The sequence below is a fragment of the Streptomyces sp. NPDC012769 genome (assembly GCF_042901205.1).
In the GTDB taxonomy this organism is placed as follows: domain Bacteria; phylum Actinomycetota; class Actinomycetes; order Streptomycetales; family Streptomycetaceae; genus Streptomyces.
This window is the reverse complement of sequence record NZ_JBIBCP010000001.1, coordinates 671,863-690,656: the sequence shown is the minus strand read 5'-3', so window position 1 is coordinate 690,656 and position 18,794 is coordinate 671,863. Positions and strand designations below refer to the sequence as shown.

Annotated in this window: 18 protein-coding genes; 11 read left to right on the top strand and 7 right to left on the bottom strand. The window is 73.9% G+C overall.

The features are described from left to right. Positions 1 to 91 precede the first annotated feature (91 nt). Positions 92 to 1,393, top strand: coding sequence for a YncE family protein (locus ACFY7C_RS03225; protein WP_389642902.1), 1,302 nt, complete (start codon positions 92 to 94; stop codon positions 1,391 to 1,393). A gap of 116 nt (positions 1,394 to 1,509) precedes the next feature. On the opposite strand, the gene ACFY7C_RS03220 is transcribed toward ACFY7C_RS03225, so the two are convergent. From ACFY7C_RS03220 to ACFY7C_RS03210, 3 genes are all read right to left on the bottom strand, one after another. After that, on the bottom strand, positions 1,510 to 3,576 hold the full coding sequence (locus ACFY7C_RS03220; RefSeq protein WP_389642899.1) for a discoidin domain-containing protein: 2,067 nt from the start codon (positions 3,574 to 3,576) through the stop codon (positions 1,510 to 1,512). 147 nt (positions 3,577 to 3,723) lie between these two features. Then, entirely contained in the window at positions 3,724 to 4,317 is a 594-nt protein-coding gene (locus tag ACFY7C_RS03215) for a TetR/AcrR family transcriptional regulator (RefSeq protein ID WP_389642896.1), read from the bottom strand. Between the two features lie 54 nt (positions 4,318 to 4,371). Continuing rightward, positions 4,372 to 4,641, bottom strand: coding sequence for a hypothetical protein (locus tag ACFY7C_RS03210; RefSeq protein WP_389642893.1), 270 nt, complete (start codon positions 4,639 to 4,641; stop codon positions 4,372 to 4,374). Positions 4,642 to 4,816: 175 nt separating this feature from the next. Here ACFY7C_RS03210 and ACFY7C_RS03205 point away from each other — a divergent pair, with 175 nt between their 5' ends. From ACFY7C_RS03205 to ACFY7C_RS03165, 9 genes are all read left to right on the top strand, one after another. Beyond that, positions 4,817 to 7,180 carry a collagenase gene (locus tag ACFY7C_RS03205; protein WP_389642890.1) on the top strand — a complete coding sequence of 788 codons (2,364 nt, stop codon included), beginning with the start codon at positions 4,817 to 4,819 and terminating at the stop codon, positions 7,178 to 7,180. Between the two features lie 59 nt (positions 7,181 to 7,239). Then, positions 7,240 to 8,394 carry an NAD(P)/FAD-dependent oxidoreductase gene (locus ACFY7C_RS03200; protein ID WP_389642887.1) on the top strand — a complete coding sequence of 385 codons (1,155 nt, stop codon included), beginning with the start codon at positions 7,240 to 7,242 and terminating at the stop codon, positions 8,392 to 8,394. Then, a complete protein-coding gene (locus tag ACFY7C_RS03195; RefSeq protein WP_389642884.1) occupies positions 8,391 to 8,663 on the top strand; it encodes a (2Fe-2S)-binding protein in 273 nt (90 codons plus the stop codon). The genes ACFY7C_RS03200 and ACFY7C_RS03195 overlap by 4 nt, the downstream gene beginning before the upstream one ends. Continuing rightward, positions 8,644 to 10,077, top strand: coding sequence for an NAD(P)/FAD-dependent oxidoreductase (locus ACFY7C_RS03190; RefSeq protein WP_389642881.1), 1,434 nt, complete (start codon positions 8,644 to 8,646; stop codon positions 10,075 to 10,077). Before ACFY7C_RS03195 ends, ACFY7C_RS03190 begins: the two co-directional genes overlap by 20 nt. A gap of 72 nt (positions 10,078 to 10,149) precedes the next feature. Continuing rightward, a complete protein-coding gene (locus ACFY7C_RS03185) occupies positions 10,150 to 11,061 on the top strand; it encodes a dihydrodipicolinate synthase family protein (RefSeq protein ID WP_389642878.1) in 912 nt (303 codons plus the stop codon). Between the two features lie 13 nt (positions 11,062 to 11,074). Then, positions 11,075 to 12,079: a proline racemase family protein gene (locus ACFY7C_RS03180; RefSeq protein WP_389642875.1), complete on the top strand. Its 1,005-nt coding sequence runs from the start codon at positions 11,075 to 11,077 to the stop codon at positions 12,077 to 12,079. Beyond that, the gene (locus ACFY7C_RS03175; protein WP_389642872.1) at positions 12,076 to 13,125 is read left to right on the top strand and encodes a proline racemase family protein; all 1,050 of its coding nucleotides are present in this window, start codon (positions 12,076 to 12,078) and stop codon (positions 13,123 to 13,125) included. Before ACFY7C_RS03180 ends, ACFY7C_RS03175 begins: the two co-directional genes overlap by 4 nt. A 50-nt stretch (positions 13,126 to 13,175) precedes the next feature. After that, positions 13,176 to 14,117 carry an ornithine cyclodeaminase family protein gene (locus tag ACFY7C_RS03170; RefSeq protein ID WP_389645928.1) on the top strand — a complete coding sequence of 314 codons (942 nt, stop codon included), beginning with the start codon at positions 13,176 to 13,178 and terminating at the stop codon, positions 14,115 to 14,117. A 40-nt stretch (positions 14,118 to 14,157) separates the two neighbouring features. Continuing rightward, positions 14,158 to 14,874 carry a GntR family transcriptional regulator gene (locus tag ACFY7C_RS03165; RefSeq protein ID WP_389642869.1) on the top strand — a complete coding sequence of 239 codons (717 nt, stop codon included), beginning with the start codon at positions 14,158 to 14,160 and terminating at the stop codon, positions 14,872 to 14,874. A gap of 21 nt (positions 14,875 to 14,895) precedes the next feature. On the opposite strand, the gene ACFY7C_RS03160 is transcribed toward ACFY7C_RS03165, so the two are convergent. From ACFY7C_RS03160 to ACFY7C_RS03150, 3 genes are all read right to left on the bottom strand, one after another. Further along, positions 14,896 to 15,330 carry a PPOX class F420-dependent oxidoreductase gene (locus tag ACFY7C_RS03160; protein ID WP_389642866.1) on the bottom strand — a complete coding sequence of 145 codons (435 nt, stop codon included), beginning with the start codon at positions 15,328 to 15,330 and terminating at the stop codon, positions 14,896 to 14,898. A gap of 86 nt (positions 15,331 to 15,416) precedes the next feature. Continuing rightward, on the bottom strand, positions 15,417 to 16,049 hold the full coding sequence (locus ACFY7C_RS03155) for a phosphatase PAP2 family protein (protein ID WP_389642863.1): 633 nt from the start codon (positions 16,047 to 16,049) through the stop codon (positions 15,417 to 15,419). Beyond that, a complete protein-coding gene (locus ACFY7C_RS03150; RefSeq protein ID WP_389642860.1) occupies positions 16,046 to 17,485 on the bottom strand; it encodes a diacylglycerol/lipid kinase family protein in 1,440 nt (479 codons plus the stop codon). Before ACFY7C_RS03150 ends, ACFY7C_RS03155 begins: the two co-directional genes overlap by 4 nt. Positions 17,486 to 17,658: 173 nt before the next feature. Between ACFY7C_RS03150 and ACFY7C_RS03145 the strand changes: the two genes are divergently transcribed. Then, complete coding sequence (locus ACFY7C_RS03145; protein ID WP_389642857.1) at positions 17,659 to 18,114, top strand: GNAT family N-acetyltransferase; 456 nt, start codon at positions 17,659 to 17,661, stop codon at positions 18,112 to 18,114. A 21-nt stretch (positions 18,115 to 18,135) separates the two neighbouring features. On the opposite strand, the gene ACFY7C_RS03140 is transcribed toward ACFY7C_RS03145, so the two are convergent. After that, positions 18,136 to 18,594 (bottom strand): cyclic nucleotide-binding domain-containing protein, encoded by a 459-nt coding sequence (locus tag ACFY7C_RS03140; RefSeq protein WP_389642854.1) that lies wholly within the window; start codon positions 18,592 to 18,594, stop codon positions 18,136 to 18,138. Between the last annotated feature and the right edge of the window lie 200 nt (positions 18,595 to 18,794).

Genomic DNA, 18,794 nt, shown 5'->3' with positions numbered 1-18,794 from the left:
GGTAACGGGTCCGTTCCGAGGGCTTGTTGGGGGCGGCGTGCCGTGGTTACCTCGGGTAAGTCCCTGTTCGGAGCCGGAAGAAGGAACCCCCATGCCCTCTCCCCGCCTGCCCCGCAGTCAGCCGCCTCGCACCCGCGCCCGGCGCCGCTTCGGCGTGGCCCTCACGGCCGCCCTCGCGCTCCTCGCCGCCGTCGGCGGCACCGGCGGCACGGGCGCGGCCGCCTCGCCCCGGCAGCAGGACGCGGCGGGGCTGCGCGAGGTGATGTTCGTCGGGAACAACTGGGACGGCACGGCCGATGTCATCGAGTCCCGCGGCGAGTTCCGCCGGGTCGGCCGGGTGAACGTCATACCCGACCGCGAGGAGCGGCTCCGCGAGATCCACCTCGACCCGATCAAGCTGGCCTTCTTCCTGGGCGTGCGCAACGGGCCGGGCGAGGGGCACGACCAGTTCGTCGACGACATGTACGCCACCCCCGACGGCACGGCCATGGTCGTCTCCCGGCCGAGCTTCGCCGACGTCGTCTCCGTCGACCTGCGCACCGGCCGGATCAACTGGCGTTTCCCGGTGGCCGGTTACCGCTCCGACCACATGGCCGTCTCGCCCGACGGCACCCGCGTCGCCGTCTCCGCCTCCACCGCCAACACCGTGCACGTCCTCGACATCGTCACCGGCCGTCAGCTCGGCTCCTTCAAGACCGGCGACAAGCCCCACGAGAACGTCTTCACCTCCGACGGGCTGTTGTGGAACATGTCGATCGGCGAGGTCACCACCGCCCTCGACGCCCCCTGGCTCGACTGGACCAAGGGCGACCGGAAGATCACCGTCGTCGACGCGAGCACCTTCCGCACCGTACGCGTCATCGACATGCGCCAGCGCCTCGACGCCTTCGGCCGCGGCGACCTCTCCGACGCCGTACGGCCCCTCGTCCTCACCCCCGACGAGAAGAAGCTCTACTTCCAGGTCTCCTTCCTCAACGGCTTCCTGGAGTACGACATCGCCGCCGACCGGATCACCCGCCTCAAGAACCTGCCCGGCAATCCGGCGACCGACCCCGACCGCACCACCTGGGTCAACGACTCCCGCCACCACGGCCTCTCGATCAGTCCCGACGGCAGCAAGCTGTGCGTCGCGGGCACCATGGACGACTACGCCACCGTCGTCGACCGCGCCACCCTCCAGGAAGGCCCGCTCGTCGAGGTCAGCAAGCCCTACTGGGCGACGGTCAGCGGCGACGGCCGGTCCTGCGTCGTCTCCGAGAGCGGCTCCGACCGGGTGACCGCGATCGACTTCGCCACCGGGAAGCGGGTCGCCACCGTGGACGTCGGCGACCACCCCCAGCGCGTCCGCCTCGCGCACGTACCCGCCGACTGGACCGGCCCCACGGCCGGCTGAGGATCGGACCCGCCTGAGGTCCGGGCCCGACCGAGCGCGGACCCGACCGAGCCCGGACCCGACGAAGGGCCCGCCGGATCGTCCGGCGGGCCCTTCGGTCTGTCACCCTCGGGCGGTCAGGACCTGGTGACCTTCACCTCGTGGAGCGAATAGCCCCAGTCGGTCGCCCGCCGCACCCCGTGAACGCGCAGGTAGCGGGCCGACTGGGAGGCGAACTCGGCCGTGTCGTAACCACCGTCGCCGGAGTCCGTGGACCAGGCGGTCCGCCAGTTCGCGCCGTCGTCCGACAGCTCGATGCGGTACGCCCGCGCGTGGGCCCGTTCCCAGTCGAGGGTCACCCGGCCCACCCGGTGCGCCGAGCCCAGGTCCACCTGCCACCACTGGTCGTCCGACCACTCGCTCGCCCAGCGGGTGCCCGTGCTGCCGTCGACGGCCAGACCGGGGGAGTAGTCCACGAACGGGTTCCACCACTGCGTGGTGCTGGCCGAGGTGGGCCGCCCCGAGGCGAGGTCGACGTCCGGCTCGTGGGCCTGGGTCCGCTTCCACGTGGTCAGGTACGACTCCGCGCCCCGCGCGAGCTCGTCCACGACGGCCGGGCCGCCGGGCGTGAGCCGGATCTGCTCGATCCAGTCCGGCACGAGGCCGTTGTGCGCGGCGCCGTCGGTGTTGAGGTCCCAGGTGCGCTGCCCCGTCACCTGGCGGTCCAGGACCGAGCCGCCGTCGAAGCTGCGGAACGGGTACTTCACGGCGTTCGGGGCGTCCGCGCCGACCGGGCCCGGCCAGCCGCCGACCCCGTTCATGTCGCTGCCGTAGCCGAGACCGACCCCGTACTTCCGGCGCAGCTCGGCCTTCTGGGCGGCCTCGCCGACGAAGCCCTGGGCGCCGTGCATGTACGGGGCGACGAAGCCGCCGAGGCGGTAGACCCGCTCCGTCCAGTCCAGGTCCATCCAGCTGTGGCTGGACAGGACGCCCGGATACTCCTCGGCCTCCAGGATGTCCAGGGCCCGGCCGGCCGCCTTGACGCTCATGTGGTCCAGCTCCAGCATCATGCCGCGCCGCATCATGCCCTTCAGGGCGTACTCCCCGAGCCGGGTCAGCCCGCGGGTGTTGCAGCGGGCGTCGGAGGCGTACGCGGGGACGCTCACCCCGGGCGGCAGCTTCGCGGCCATCGCCGCCGGGGCGGTCAGCCCGATCGGGTTGTCGGCCTGCGGCCCCGTGCACTTCTCCGTGGTCCAGAAGGTGCCCGTGGACAGGAACTGGCCGATGTTGACCGCCACGCCCGTGGTGCCGCTGTCGAAGCGCACCCCGCACAGCGCGTTGTCGAACTTGTGGCACAGGAACATGCTGCGCACGCCCAGCGCGTAGAGCTCGTCCAGCCCCTTGTCGATGTCCGCCTGCCCGCACTGGGCGACGTCGAGGATCTGCTTGCAGCCGAACGGCTCCGAGGTCTCCACGCCGAGCACCACCGCGAGCTTGCCCTGCTCGATCACCGAGCGGGCCTGCGCCGCGTCCGTCACGATGCGGAACCAGCCCTTGCCGGGGCCGCCCCACATCCGGTCGACGTAGTCCTGCAGCTCGTACGTCTTGCGGGCCTCCAGGCGGATGGCGTCCATCTCGTCGCAGCCGCGGTCCCGGGGCAGCAGTGAGCAGATCAGTCCGTTGGTCACCAGGTCGTTCACCAGCACGCGCTGGCCGCCGCGCCAGGCCCGCTCGACCCAGGCGTAGTAGTTCTGCTGGTGGCTCAGCGAGTCATGGGCGGGCCAGTCCTTGAAGGTGGGCCAGCCGACCGGGTCGTGGTGGCCGTCGTCGCCGCCCGTCAGGTGCTCGAAGATCGCGCCCGCGCCGTCCGGGTAGTGCTCGGGGCAGTCCTTGAGCGCGTCGGCGACACCCGCCTGCGAGAACGTCTGGCCGCAGATCATGCGGCCGCCGAAACCCTCGTTGGACATCAGGTGGTTGTGCGCGTCGACGAAGCCGCGCACCTTGCCGTCGGCGTCCGTTCCCCTGAAGGGGGCGCCCGTGACGTTGATCTGGGAGTCGGGCGCCGGGCGTGCGGTGGGCTCCCACCAGTTCGGGCCGTCGGCCGCGGGGACCGGCCCCGCGCCGAAGACGACGGAGGCCAGGGCGATGAACAGGGACACGAGGGCGAACCGGCCGGCCGCCCCGCGCGTAGATGGTCGTTTCATGTGGTCAGCCACGCCTTCGGTCATGGGGGATACCGGGCTGTGAGCCGTCCCGTGGGGGTTTCTCGCGGTAACAGCGGCTCGGGCCGAGGATCGCGAGGATCCCCGAGCGAGTCAAGGGTCCGGGTCAAATGACCTGTTGACGGCTTGTCAGCCCTCGATGAGCCCCACCAGCTGGTCGGCGGTCGTGTCGAGGAGGTCCGCCGCGGCGCGCTCGTCGCCGAGTACCAGATACTGCAGCGTGAGCCCGTCGATGGTCGCCGCGAGCACCCGCGCCAGCAGCTCCACCGGAACCCGGGGCGTCACCCCCCGCACCGCGCACACCTGCTCGACCAGCGCCGTCGCGGACGCCACGTACTGCTCGTACTGCGCCCGCGCCAGATGCTCGAAGCCCTCCTCGCGCAGCGCGTACTGGGTGAGTTCGTAGGTCAGCATGTGCTCGGCCGGACGGTCCGTCACATGCTCCCAGTACGTCCCGAGCGCGCCCCGCACCGTCTCGCGCAGCGTCGCCCGCGGCTCGACCGCCGACATCACCCGCGCCACGTAGCTGCCGGTGATGGACTGGATGGCGGCCTCCAGGAGCGCCTGCTTGGAGTCGAAGCAGTAGTGGAAGACGCTCAGCGACACACCCGCCTCGGCGCAGACCGAACGGGTCGTCGTCCGCGCCACCCCGTCCCTGGCCATGACCCGTACCGCCGCCTCCACCAGCTGTCGGCGTCGTTCGGCCGACGGCATCCGCGCCATGCTTCCTCCTCGGGTCAGGCGCCAGGGTATCCGCAGCCCCCTCGCCCCGCCCCGTCACGCGACGGGGTGCGCCGCCTGGAACGCCAGCCGTTCCTCGGCGGCCTCCCCGATCGCGACGAGCAGGTCGTCGAGCTCCATGTACCTCCCCCACCGCGCCCGGCCGGCCGCCGCGGCGAGCCGGACGGACACGTCGTGCACGGCCCGGAGGTGGGCCACGAGGCGGGGTGGCGCGGCGAGTTCGCGAAGGAGTTCGGCGGCGCGCTCCGGCAGGGGGCGCAGGGGTGGGTCGTGGAGCTCGCCGCGGGCGAGTGCGTCGACGGTCATCGGGGCGGCGTAGTGAGCCGCACCGGAACTGAGGGGCGCACAGACCTTGTCAGTGCAATTTCACATTACTATGTTACCGCTCACGGCGACGGGCTCGGCCCGCCGACTCCCCCGTGAGCCAGGGGAGTTCGCCGTACGCACCGCATCCCCCACTACTCCCCGACCAGGAGCCAAGGTGTCCCAGCACAGAGTCGTGCGTACCTCCCTTCTCGCCACCGCCGTCGCGGTGACCCTCGTCGCCTCCGCCGGACAGGCCGTGACCCAGGCCGCCGAGCCGCCCGCAAGGGTGCCCGCCACCTTCGCCCCGGCGGCCGCCGCCGGCGCCACCGGCGCCAACCCCTTCGACGAGGTCGACCACCTGGCGAACGCCCGGCCCCACAAGCCCGCCCCAGCCCCGGCCCCCGGAGGCACAGGCGCCCAGGCCCGCGTACCGGGCCCCGCCAAGGACACCCACGCCAAGTCCACGTCCCAGGCCGCCCGTTCCGCCGAAGCGCCCGCCCTCGCCGCCGGCGTGCCCTGCACCCTGGACGGCATCACGGGCCTCGCACCCGAGCGGTTCGCCGACTTCCTCGCCGACCCGGCGGTCACCGCCGACGGCTGTCTGCGCGACCTCGTCTGGACCTGGGACGCCCGCCTGGTCCCCGTCATGTCCGACGCCCACGTGCAGGCCGTCGCCCGCCGGATATCCACCCTCGCCGCGGCCCACGACGGACGCAACTCCTCCCACCTGGAGGAGATGTTCACCTACCTCCACGCCGTCGCCTACCACGACTTCTCCCGCACCGAGATCGACATCACCGACGCGCCCACCGTCGACACCCTCCGCCGGGCGATCGCCGACTTCGGCAACGCGGCCCGCACCTTCGACGTCACCGCCTCCAACGCCCGCACCCTGCGTGAGGCCCTCTACATCGGCAGCGCCCCGGGCCTGCGCCAGCACCAGCTCGGCCTGATCGTCAAGGTCCTCGCCACCATGGACGCCGCGCACCCCGCGACCCACCAGGACCCCACCTGGGCCGGGGCCGCGCTCGCCGCGCTGTCCGTCAACTATCTGGGCGTCTACCCCGGAAACCAGGACACCGCCTTCCACGACGCCGTGAAGGCGGACCCCGCCTACCGCGCCGCCTTCAAGGCCTTCGCCGGCCACACCCACCTCAAGAGCGGCGCCAACGCCTGGGTGGTCCGCGACGCCCTCTCCGAATACGGCCGCTTCGGCCAGATAGCCGGCCTGCGGAGTCAGATCGTCGCCGACCTCGGCGCTCTCCTCCGCCCGGTCGAGACCGGTTTCGGCTCCGGCAGCCAGCCGTGGGCCAAGCTCGTCACCTGGCTCAACTTCTACGAGGCCTGCGCCCCCTACAACGTCTGCAAGGCCGACATCGAGAAGCGGATCTTCCCGTACACCTACACCTACGACAACGGCACCATCAAGGTCCGCACCGGACTCGACCGGGCCACCGTGGACCAGCTCTACTACGCGAGCAAGCAGGTCAAGGCCCAGTACCACCGTGTGCTCGGCACCGAACAGCCCCTGGCCGGCGACCCCAACACGACCCTGAACATCGTCCTGTACGCCTCCCGCGCCGACTACGAGAACTACCACCCGATCCTGACCGGGTACGACACGAACAACGGCGGCATCTACATCGAGAACGGCGCCACCTTCTACACCTACCAGCGCCGCGTCCCCCAGGACTCCAGCCTCACCCTCGAAGAGCTCTTCCGCCACGAGTACGTCCACTACCTCAACGGCCGCTTCGCGGTGCCCGGTTTCTTCGGCGAGGGCCCGTGGTACCAGAACGACCGCACCACGGCCATGGACGAGGGCACGGCCGAGTTCTTCGACGGCGCCACCCGCGACGACGGCATCGCCGTCCGCAAGTCCCTCGTGCGCGGCATCATCAACGACACCGCCGGCGGCGGCCCGCGGATGAACGTGCGCCAGATCCTGCACGCCACCTACGACGGTGACGGCTTCCGCTTCTACAACTACGCGGGCACGTTCTTCGAGTTCCTCTGGACCGAACGCCCCTCCCTCCTGCGCGAGATGTACACCCATCTGCGCGCGAACGACGTCACCCGCTTCGACGCCTGGCGCGGGCGCCTCAGCGCGGACACGAGCCTCCAGGCCGGCTACGACCGCTTCCTGGACGCCCAGATCGCCCAGGTCGACCGCCTGTACGTCCCGAACACCACGTTCACGCCCAACGAGCAGCTGACCTACTCCACCGTGGCGGGCGTGCGCACCGCCTTCGCCGGGGCCACCTACAACAACCCCGACTGCGTCGAGAACGGCGACCCCGGCAAGCGCCGCTTCGTCTGCACCGGACGCATCACCGCGAACCTCACCGACTGGACCAGCGACGACCGGAACTTCAAGGACATGTCCGAGACGGTCGACTACTTCCTCCTCGACCGTGCCGCCGAGTCCCGTCTCAACAACCTGGCCGACATGAACTGCAGCTTCGGACCGATCGAGATCTGGTCCAACAGGACCGCGGGCACGTCGAGCTACCGCTGCGAGGGCCCGCTCCGCACCTGACCGACAGGCCCAGGGGGCAACCCCTGGGCACCATCTGAAGAATGTGACATATTACTGCCGTGCCCAAGAGACACTCCCTGGACGCCGTGATCATCGGTGCCGGCGTCGTCGGAGCCGCCTGCGCGTACTACGCGGCCCGCTCCGGCCTCTCCGTCGCCGTCGTCGACCGCGGTCCCGTCGCGGGCGGCACCACGGGCGCCGGGGAAGGCAACCTGCTCGTCTCCGACAAGGAGGCGGGCCCCGAGCTCGACCTCGCGCTGCTGTCCACGAGTCTCTGGCGCGAACTGTCCGGCGCACTCCCGCCGGACATGGAGTACGAGCCCAAGGGCGGTCTCGTCGTGGCGCCCGACGAGACCACCCTCAAGGCCCTCCGCACCTTCGCGGAGGGCCAGCGGGCCGCCGGCGTCGTCGCCACCGAGATCCCCGGCTCCGAACTCGCCGACCACGAACCCCATCTGAACCCCGCCATGGCCGGCGCCTTCCACTACCCGCAGGACGCCCAGGTCCAGCCCGCGCAGGCCGCCGCCCGCCTGCTGGCGGCCGCCGCCTGCGCCACCCACCTCGGCGAAGAGGTCACGGAGATCCTCCGCACCCCCGCCGGAGCGGTCCGCGGCATCCGCACCCCCCGCCGCGAACTCCTCGCGCCCGCCGTCGTCAACGCGGCCGGCACCTGGGGCGGGCGGATCGCCGCCCTCGCGGGCAGCCACCTGCCCGTCCTGCCCCGCCGCGGCTTCGTCCTGGTCACCGAACCGCTGCCCCGCGTGGTGCGCCACAAGGTCTACGCCGCCGACTACATCGCCGACGTGGCCAGCGACTCGGCATCGCTGCAGTCCTCCGCCGTCGTCGAGGGCACGCCGGCGGGCCCCGTCCTCATCGGCGCCACCCGCGAACGCGTCGGCTTCGACCGCGGCCTCTCCCTCGAAGCCCTCCGCCGTCTGGCGGCCCAGGCCGCCACCCTCTTTCCCTGTCTCGCCGACGTCGACGTCCTCCGCGCCTACCACGGCTTCCGCCCCTATCTCCCGGACCACCTCCCGGCGATCGGCCCCGACCCCCGCGTCCCCGGCCTCCACCACGCGTGCGGCCACGAGGGCGCGGGCATCGGCCTGGCCCCGGCCACCGCAGCCCTCGTCACCGCCGCGCTCACCGGCACCGCACCACCGCTCGACCCCACCCCCTTCCGCCCGGACCGCGACTTCGGAGGCACCCCTCGATGAGCAGCACCCTGACCTTCGACGGCCGCGAACTCCCCTTCAGCGAAGGCCAGTCCATCGCCGCCGCGCTGTGGTCGGCGGGCGTCCTCACCTGGCGCACCACCCGCGCCGGGGGCGCCCCGCGCGGCGCGTTCTGCGGGATCGGTCAGTGCTTCGACTGCCTGGTCACCGTCAACGGCCGCCCCAATCGGCGGGCTTGTCTCGTCCCGGCCCGGTCGGGCGACACCGTCACCCCCCAGGAAGGAACCGGCCGTGCCGCACTCGGCTGCTGACCTCGCCGTCGTCGGCGCGGGCCCCGCGGGCCTCGCCGCCGCCGTCACCGCCGCCGACCTGGGCCTGTCCGTGGTGCTCGTGGACGCCGGACGACTCCCCGGCGGCCAGTACTACCGCCACGCGGCCCCGGAACTCCGGGCGGCGGCGGGCCGCCGGCCCCACGTGCCGCACCCGCACGACTGGCGGGCCTTCACCTCCCGCGAGCGCCGCCTGCGCACCCACGAGGCGGCGCACCGCCTCACCTACCTCCCTCTCCACCACGTCTGGGCCGTGGCCCCCGAGGGCCGCGCCTGGACCCTCCACACCCGCACCGAGGAGGACACCGCCCCCGCCGCCGATCCCACCACCGTCACCGCCCGCGCCGTGCTGCTCGCCACCGGGGCGTACGAGCGGCAGCTGCCGTTCCCGGGCTGGACCCTGCCGGGCGTGGTCGGGGCGGGCGGGGCGCAGGCCATGCTGAAGGGCGGCCTGGTGCTGCCGGGCCGGCGGACCGTCGTGGCGGGCAGCGGACCGCTGCTCCTGGCCGTCGCGGCGTCCCTCGCCGCCGCCGGGGCGCGGGTCCCGGCGGTGGTGGAGGCGGCGGCGTACGGCGGCTACGCCCGCAGCACCGGGACGCTCCTGCGGAACCCGGCGAAGCTGGCCGAGGGGGCCCGTTTCGGCGCCGCGCTGGCACGCCGCCAGGTACGGCTGCTGACCCGGCACGCCGTCGTGGAGGCCCACGGCACGAAGCGGGTGGAGGCGGTGACCGTCGCCCGCCTGGACCGCGACTGGCGTCCGGTCCCCGGCACCGGCCGCCGGATCCCGTGCGACTCCGTCGCGGTCGGCCACGGCCTGGTACCCGAACTGTCCCTCGCCACGGCCCTCGGCTGCGCCACCCGCACCGCCGCGGACGGCACGGTCGCCCTCGACCTGACGGACAATCAGCGCACCTCGGTGCCGGGCGTCTGGTCGGCCGGCGAGACCGGTGGCGTCGGCGGGGCCCAGCTGGCCCTGGTGGAGGGCGAGCTGGCAGCCCGCTCCATCGCCGGTGCCCTGGGCGTCGCGCCCGCCGGCGACTCGGCGGTGCTGCGCCGCCGAAGGGACCGCCTGCGGGCCTTCGCCGACGCGATGGGCGCGGCGCACCGCCCGGCCGACGGGTGGAAGGACTGGCTGCGGGACGACACCGATGTGTGCCGCTGCGAGGAGGTGCCGGCCGGCCGCGTCCGGGAGGCGGTCGACACGCTCGGCGCGCGTGACGTCCGCACGGCGAAGCTGCTGACCCGGGCCGGCATGGGCTGGTGCCAGGGCCGGATGTGCGGTCCGGCGGTGTCCGTGCTGTGCGGGGCGGGGGCCGACCCTGCCCCGGACCGCAGGCCGTTGGCCTGCCCCGTGTCGCTGCGCCGGCTGGCGGAGCTTCCCCCGGATCGGGGCTGATCTTTCCCGAGGCGGTCTTGTGGCCGTCGTACGCCACTCAATAAAATGTCACACACTACAAAGGAGTCGTCGATGAACGCGAGCACCACCTGGACCCCCGACCGCCCCTGGCGCGGCATCATGGTCGCCACCGCCCTCCCCCTGCGCGAGGACCTCTCGGTCGACTACGACGCGTACGCCGAGCACGTCCGCCGGCTGATCGAGAACGGGTGCGACGGCGTCGTGCCCAACGGATCGCTGGGGGAGTACCAGACCCTCACCGACGAGGAGCGGGCCCGCGTGGTCCGTACGGCCGTCGAGGCGGCCGGTGACGGGGCCAGGGTCATGCCGGGCGTCGCCGCCTACGGCAGCGCGGAGTCCCGGCGCTGGGCCGAGCAGGCCGCCGAGGCCGGCGCGGGTTCGGTGCTGCTGCTGCCGCCGAACGCCTTCCGCGCCGACGAGACCGCCGTCCTCGCCCACTACGCGGAGGTCGCGGCGGCCGGGCTGCCGGTCGTCGCGTACAACAACCCCATCGACACCAAGGTCGACCTCACGCCCGCCCTCCTCGCCCGGCTGCACGCCGAGGGCCGGATCGTCGCCGTGAAGGAGTTCAGCGGCGATGTCCGCCGCGCCTACGAGATCGCCGAACTCGCCCCGGACCTCGATCTGTTGATCGGCGCCGACGACGTGCTCCTGGAACTGGCCCTCGCCGGGGCGGTGGGCTGGATCGCCGGCTACCCGAACGCGCTGCCCGCCTCCTGCGCCGAGCTGTACCGCGCGGCCGTCGCCGGGGACCTCGCCACCGCCCTCCCGCTCTACCGGTCGCTGCACCCGCTCCTGCGCTGGGACTCCAGGACCGAGTTCGTCCAGGCCATCAAGCTCTCCATGGACCTGGCCGGACGGCACGGCGGCCCGACCCGCCCGCCCCGCCACCCGCTCACCGGCGACGCCCACGCCGCCGTACGCTCCGCGACCGAGAAGGCCCTGGCCGAGGGCCACCACTGACCCGGGGGAACCCATGCGCACCCGTCACGTCTACCACGCCGTCGACTCCCACACCGAGGGCATGCCCACCCGGGTGATCACCGGGGGAGTCGGGGTGATCCCCGGCGCCACCATGGCCGAGCGGCGCCTGCACTTCATCGAGCACCTGGACCACCTCCGTACGCTCCTCATGTACGAGCCGCGCGGCCACGCGGCCATGAGCGGAGCGATCCTCCAGCCGCCCACCCGTCCCGACGCCGACTACGGCGTGCTGTTCATCGAGGTGTCGGGCCTGCTGCCGATGTGCGGCCACGGCACGATCGGCGTCGCGACCGTCCTCGTCGAGACGGGCATGGTCCCGGTGACCGAACCGGTCACCACGGTCCGCCTCGACACCCCGGCGGGCCTGGTCGCCGTGGACGTACGCGTCGACGACGGCGCGGCCACCTCCGTCACCCTCACCAACGTGCCGGCCTTCTCCGTCGGCCTCGACCTGAAGGCGGAGGTGCCCGGCCACGGCACGGTCACCTACGACCTCGCGTACGGCGGCAACTTCTACGCCTTCGTGGACCTGGACTCCCTCGGTCTGCCCTTCGACCGGAACCGCAAGGAGGATCTGCTCGCCGCGGGTCTCGCCCTGATGGACGCCGTCAACAACGGCCCGGACCGGCCGGTCCACCCGGAGGACCCGGCCCAGGGCGGCCTGAAGCACGTCTACCTCGCCGCCCCCGGCTCGGACGCCCGCCGCTCACGGCACGCCATGGCCATCCATCCCGGCTGGTTCGACCGCTCGCCGTGCGGCACCGGCACCAGCGCGCGCATGGCCCAGCTGCACGCCCGCGGACTGCTGCCCCTGGACACCGACTTCGTCAACGAGTCCTTCATCGGCACGCGGTTCACGGGCCGGCTGACCGGGGAGGCCACGGTGGCGGGCCGCCCGGCCGTGGTGCCCACGGTCACCGGACGGGCCTGGATCACGGGCACCGCGCAGTACTTCCTCGACCCGACCGACCCCTTCCCCGGAGGCTTCCTGCTGTGAGTCCGTCCGCGCCGCCGGCCGAGGTCCGCACCACCGATTACCACACCGCCGGCGAACCCTTCCGGATCGTGTCGGAGGGTCTCCCGGCGATCCCCGGCGACACCGTCGCCGAGCGCCGCGCCACCCTCCTCGGCCCGGCCGGCGCGGGCACCGCCCCCCGCCCCACCCCGCACGACGAGCTGCGGCGGCTGCTCGTACGGGAACCGCGCGGCCACGCCGGCATGTACGGCGGCTTCGTCGTGCCACCCGACGACGACGGCGCCCACCTGGGCGTGCTGTTCTGGCACAAGGACGGCTATTCGACCGCCTGCGGTCACGGCACCATGGCGCTCGGCGCGTGGGCGGTCGACTCCGGTCTCGTCGCCGCCCCGGCCGACCGGGACGTCCAGGTCCGCATCGACGTCCCCTCGGGCCGGGTCAGCGCCACCGTCCACCGCGCCCGGGGCCGCACCACCGGCGTCACCTTCCGCAACGTCCCCGCCCGGGTCACCGCCCGCGGGGTCCGGGTGACCACCGGCCTCGGCCCGGTCGACGTCGACCTCGCCCACGCCGGCGCCTGCTACGCCTCCCTCCCCGCCGCCGCCCTGGGCCTCCGCGTCGACCGGGCCGCGCTGCCCGAACTCGTCGCCGTCGGCCGTGAGATCAGGACCGCGCTCGCCGGCCACCCCGCCACCCGGCACCCGGACGGGCCGCTGCTCTCCGGCGTGTACGGGGTGATCCTGTACGAGGAGCTGCCCGACACCCCGGCCGGGCCGCACCAGCGCAACGTGACCGTCTTCGCCGACGGCCAGGTCGACCGCTCGCCCTGCGGCTCGGGCACGTCCGCCCGCCTCGCCCTGCTCGCCGACGACGGCCGGCTGGGTAAAGGCCGGGAGCTCACCCACGAGTCGGTCACCGGCACCTTCTTCACCGGCCGGGCCGTGCCCGGAGCGGTGCCTTCGGAGGAGGGCCTGGTCACCGAGGTGACCGGAACGGCGCACCGCACCGGCGAACACCGCTTCCTCCTCGACCCGCACGACACCCTCGGCACGGGATTCCTCCTGTGAGCGCCGGACCGCTGTGGATCGACGCCCCGGCCGTCGCGCGCCTGCTGCCGATGGCCGGGGCCGTCGACGCGCTCGCCGAGGTGCTGCGGGAAGGGCTCGACCCGGAGCGCTGCCCGCGGCGGACCTCGGTGCCCGTGCCCGCCGGGGAACTGCTGCTCATGCCCGCCGCCACGGGCACCTGGGCGGGCGTGAAGATCACGGGCGTCGCCCCGGGCAATCCGGCCGTCGGGCTGCCCCGGATCACCGGCGGCTATCTGCTCCTGGACGGCGCCACCCTGGAGCCGGTGGCCCTGCTCGACGGCGCCGCGCTCACCGCCCTGCGCACCCCTGCGGTCTCCGCCCTGGCACTGCGTCACCTCACCCCGCCCGGACGGCCGTCGCGGCTGGTGCTGTTCGGCTCCGGGCCGCAGGCGTACGGTCACCTGACGGCGGTGCTCGCCGTGCGCGAGGTCGCCGAGACGGTGGTCGTCGCCCGCGATCCGGAGCGCGGACGACGGCTCGTCGCGCACGCCCGGGCCCTCGGCGTGCCGGAGGCCCGCACCGGAACGGCCGGTGACGTGGCGGGCGCGGACCTCGTGGTGTGCTGCACCACCGCCCGTACCCCTCTCTTCGACGGGCGGCTGGTGCCGGCGGGCGCCACCGTCGTGGCCGTCGGCTCGCACGAACCCGACGCACGGGAGACCGACACCGCCCTCGTCCGGCGGTCCTCGGTCTACGTCGAGTCGCGCGCGGCGGCGCTGCGCGAGGCGGGGGACCTGCTGATCCCGGAGGCCGAGGGCGCGATCGGCCCGGGGCACATCGCCGGCACTTTGGCCGATCTGGTCACCGGACGGTGCCCGGCACCGGCGGACGGGACGGCGCCCCGCCTCTTCAAGAGCGTCGGCATGGCCTGGGAGGATCTGGCCGTGGCGGTGGCCGTCTACCGGGCGGCGCTCAGCGCGACGGCGGAGCCGCCGTCGCGGGCCACAGGAGGACCCGGCGGAGAAACGTGACATTGTACGCTGTCCTCCTGCGAGTTCTCGGAGGATCAGCGTGGGTGACCTGAAGCAGCACAGTCTCATCAAGGCGCAGGAGCGGCTCCGCGACCAGGTCGGCCACGCGCTGCGCGCCGCCCTGATAGCGGGCGAACTCCGGCCGGGCAGCGTCTACTCCGCGCCCGGTCTCGCCGCCGAGCTCGGCGTGTCGGCCACGCCCGTGCGGGAGGCGATGCTCGACCTCGCCCGCGAGGGCCTCGTCGAGCCGGTCCGCAACAAGGGCTTCCGGATCACCGAGGTCAGCGAGCGCGAACTCGACCAGTGCACCGAGCTGCGCATGCTGATCGAGGTGCCGACGGTCGGCCGGGTCACGGAACTCGCCACCCGGGAGCAGCTGGAGGAACTGCGCCCGCTCGCCGAGGAGATCGTCACCAACGCGCGCGAGCACAACCTGATCGGCTATCTGGAGGCCGACCGCCGCTTCCACCTCGGCCTCCTCGGTCTGGCCGGGAACGACCGGCTGGTGGAGACCGTCGGCGACCTCCGCAAGCGCTCCCGCCTCTACGGCCTCACCGGCCTGGACGAGGCCGGCAAGCTGGTGTCCTCGGCGGAGGAGCACCTGGAGCTCCTCGACCTGATGATCTCCGGCGACGTCACGGCGGCCGAGGCCTGCATGCACCGCCACCTCGGCCACGTCCGCTCGCTGTGGGCCGAGGCCCGCGACGAACCGGTGGAACGCCCGGCCGGCCGCCTCGGCCCGGTCCGCAAGGGCTGACCCTGCCCGCGCCCGTGGACCTCAGCGCACGGACTGCCCGTAGACGTGGTCCACGGGCATCCGCATGAGCACCCGCCGGTCGCTCACCATGACCGACCGGTACTCCTCCCAGTCCGGGTGCTCCCCGGCGGCCAGACGGTAGTACTCCACGAGCGCCTCCACCTCCGGCCCGTACGGGTCGGTGCCGGGGCCGATCAGGGTCACGGTCCCCTCGGCGGTCGCCCACGACCAGCCGTCGGCACTGGTCACCTCCAGGGCCGCGCGCGGGTCGCGCCGCAGGTTCACGGTCTTGGCGCGGCCCTCGGTCATCGACACGTACACGGTGTCGGTCTCGGGGTCGTAGTACGGCATCACGGGGGAGAGCTGCGGGCGTCCGTCGGCCTTGATGGTGGCGAGGACGCCGAGCCGGCTCTCGGCGAGGAGGACGCGGGCGTCGAACCGTGTCGTCGTGGTCATGTCCCTCTTCAAGTGCCGTGCCCCGCCGCTTTGTTCCCGCCTTCCCGATCGGTGCCGGGTGCCGTGGGGCGGCCGGAGTCCGGCGGTCAGCGCCTGGCTTGTGCCGCCGTGGCGACGGCCAGGGCCGTGGCGGCGCTCGCGAGGCCGAGGACGGCGCCGGCGGCGACGTCGCCGGGGTAGTGGACGCCGGTGTGGACGCGGGAGTAGCCGACGGCGCTCGCGAGGGCGCCGAGAGGGATCGCCGCCGGCGGGAGGACCACGCCCACCGCCGTGGCGAAGGCGACCGCCGAGGCCGTGTGGCCGGACGGGAAGGAGGCCGAGGTGGGCATCGGGACGTGGCGGTCGACGGTGACCCGGGCCGCCTCGCGGTCCGGGCGGGCCCGGCGTACCAGCCGCTTGCCGAGCAGGTTCGCCGAGGCCGAGGCCACGGCGACGGCCCCGATCCCCACGATCGCCGCCGTGCGGGCGCGGCCGCCGATCAGGGCGAGGGCGGCGGCGACGGACAGGGAGATCTTGGAGTGGTCCGCCGTGTGGGAGAGCCGGCGCAGCGTCCGGTCCAGGGTCGGCGTGGGCGTGGCGGCCACCGCCGCGTACAGGGCGCCGTCCACCGCGCGCAGGTCCGAGAGGACGGCCCGGACGGCCGAGCCGGTGCCGCCCGTGGCATCGGAGGCGGCGCCGGAGGTGGCGTCGGGGGCCGTGTGGGGGGTGGGTTCGTTCATCGGGACTCTCCTCGGTGGCCGAAGGCCAGGACGACGATGCGCCGCCACCGCAGCGGCGAGGCGGGCGGCACGGTACCGGGCCGGTCGCGCGGAACGCGTACGCGCAGGGCACGGGGCCGCAGGGTGCAGACGACGGGGGTGGGCAGGAACAGGGCCTCGCCGTCGACCGCCACCGGGAGGGTGGCGGTGGCGGCGGTGACCTCGACGCGGCGGGCGGCGAGGATGTTCAGGCCGGGGGACTGCGCGCCGCGCACGGCGAGTTCGGCCGCCTGCGCGGCGCCCTCCACCCGGAGGGCGATGACCCCGAGGACACCGCGGTCCAGCCGGGGCCGCCGGCCCGCGCCGAGCGGGTCGGAGGCGTCGTACGGGTTGTTGCTGACGAGCAGGGCCTGCTGGTCCGGCAGCGTGGTGCTGTCGACGACCGCGTCGAAGCGCCGGCCGTCGCCGCCCGTCAGCAGGTCGGGCATCACGTTGAGGGCCGTCCCCGTCTTGGCGTCGCGGTACTCGGGCCGTCGCACGACGTCCGCGTACACGCCGAACGAGACCGTGTTCACGAACGCCCGCCCCCCGACGTCGCCGAGGTCCACCCGCACCTCCTCGCCGTCGGTGAGGGCGTCGAGGCAGCGCGACGGGTCGTCGCGATCGAGCCCCAGGTCCATGGCGAAGTGGTTGCGGGTGCCGGCGCTGATGACCAGGAACGGCAGGTCGTGCTCCGCCGCCACGGCTGCCACCAGGGCCTGCGTCCCGTCGCCGCCGGCCACCCCCAGCAGGTCGGCGCCGTCCGCGACGGCCCGGCGGGCCAGTGCGGTGACGTCCACCTGCTCCGACGCCCCGGATCCCTCCTCCGACGCCCCGGATCCCTCCTCCGCAGCCCCGGAGCCCTCCTTCGAGACCCCGGAGCCCTGCTCCGACTCGTCGGAGTCCTCCTTCCCGCCCTCCAGCAGGACCACCCGCGCCCCCAGCCGCTCGGCGTGCTCGACGAGGCCGAAGCGTTCCACCTTGCCGCCGCCCGATCTGGGGTTCATCAGGAGCACGGGTCTGCGGGGGCGCGCCGCGGGCGTGGCCGCCGGCGGCCGGTGCGGCCTGCGCAGGGCCGCGCGGGCGCACAGCAGGGCGGCCGCCCACAGGCCGAGCGCGGTGAGCGCCGCCTGCCACAGGCCGCCGTTGACGTAGAGCAGCAGGATCCCCACCGGCGTGCCGAGCGCGAGCAGTGCCCCGAGGAGCCGCACCGGTCCGCGGTGCGCCAGGAACCACCACATGCCCGCCCCGCACAGGACGAGCCCCACGAGGCCGAGGCCGACGATCAGCAGACCGCCGCTCCCGAACGGCACGAACAGCGAGACGACCGCCGCCGCCGCGCACAGCAGCGCGAGCCGCGCGAACATCCGCGCCCGCGTCGCCACCGCCACGCCTTCGGTCACCGTCTGTCTCTCCATCTCCCGGCCCTCCCCGCGTCTTCGACCAGCCTGGTACCCGCCGGGCCGCCGCACAGTCCCACACGCCCGTTCGGGTGGGGACGCCCGTCCGGGTGAGGCCGTCTCCGGACAGCTCCGCCCGTGCGGCCGGATACCGATTGTGGACCTGCCGCGGAGCCGACAAGATCGCTGGGGTGCACGAAGACGCGAAGCTCACCGACGGAGTCGTCACCCTCTCACCGCTGGGCCCGGGCGAACCGGACCCGATGCCCGCACTCCACCGCCCCCACCCCCGTGCACCGTGGCGCGCCCACGGCCCCTCGCGGGCCTTCGGCATCCGGGCCGGACGGGTGGTCGGCAGGGTCGAGCTGAGCCCGGCGGCCGCCGGGCTCGCGCGGGGGGACGTCGAGCTGTCCTACGCCCTGCTGCCGGACGCCCGAGGCCGCGGCTTCGCCACCCGGGCCGTCCGCCTCGCCTGCGCCCACGCCCTCGCGCGGGGCGCCCGCCGCGCCGTGATCCTGGTCCCGGCCGCCGACCCCGGCCCCTCGGGCGCCGTCGCGCGGCGCGCCGGCTTCGCCCGCCGCGGCCAGATCAGCCACGCCGACGGTGCACTCTGGGACTGGTACGTGCGGCTGCTCGCGAGCCCCTGACCCGGCACGACGGCCGAGGGCTCAGGCCAGGATCCCGCTGCCGTGCGGCGCGTACAGGTCGAGCAGTCTGACCCGGGTCACCTGGAGACGGTGGGCGAGGATCTGGCCCACCCAGAACATCACGGACGCGCCGAACTCCGGGTCCGTCCGGCACATCGACCGCACGGCCGTCCCGTCGAACTCGTGCGCCCTGACCGGGGTCGTCGCCTCCGCGCCCGACTGGCACAGATACGGCGGGAACAGCCACGACAGGCCCACCAGCTCGCCGTGCCGCAGCGTCTCGATGACCGGCCTGCCGCGCCCCGGCACCTTGGCGTCCAGGCTGACCGCGCCCGTCTTCACGATCCAGAACCGCTCGGCGCGGTCCTGCTCCTCGAAGAGCCGGTCACCGGCCTCGAAATACACGTCCTCGGCGAAGGCCATCAGCCGCTCCCGGTGCTCGCGCGGCAGAGTGCTGACCTTGGGTGCGGCGGTGTTCATGGCGGACCTCCTCGGACCTGCGGCTGCGGTGCGTCCGCCTCCAGTGTCCGCCCGCCGGGCGCCGTACGCAGGCACCACGCGGACCGGCGGGCGCCGGTCCGCCGGACGCCGTACGCTCACGCCCCATCGCACCCACTCCCCGGATGCCCCGAACGGCCGGTGGCGGGCCGGTCACCCGCCGCATACCGTGTCCTGCGGCG